This window comes from Leucobacter chromiireducens (assembly GCF_003917135.1).
Classification (GTDB): domain Bacteria; phylum Actinomycetota; class Actinomycetes; order Actinomycetales; family Microbacteriaceae; genus Leucobacter; species Leucobacter chromiireducens_A.
In genome coordinates, this window is sequence record NZ_RPDI01000088.1 from 1 (window position 1) to 353 (window position 353).

Annotated in this window: 1 pseudogene; it reads right to left on the reverse strand. The window is 64.0% G+C overall.

Annotated elements, in window-relative coordinates:
* A pseudogene (locus EGM46_RS14600) lies at positions 1 to 209 on the reverse strand (F0F1 ATP synthase subunit A); the annotation flags it as partial.
* Between the last annotated feature and the right edge of the window lie 144 nt (positions 210 to 353).

Here is a 353-nt window from a genome sequence, read left to right on the forward strand (position 1 = left end):
GCGCGGCCCGGGATGACACGCAGGTTGCGCGTGCCGAGCCAGAACAGCAGCAGGAGGACGAGCACCATGATCACGCGGATGATCATGATGCGGTTCATCTCGAACGGAGTGCCCTCGAAGAGCACCGCCGGCGGGAAGAAATCGGCGAGGGTAGGGCCGTGGAAGCCGCCCTCTTCAGTGCGGACGAGTCCGGGGGCAACGAGGTGCATAGCGTTAGCGAACAGCGCCATTCTCCTGATTCGGGGTGCGGCTGAGCCGCACGGCTTCGAACGATGGTCGTGCCCCCGGCGCCAGCGGGCACTCAGATCAGCACCGCAGCCCGGCAGGGAACGAATTTATCCTAACAACATTTC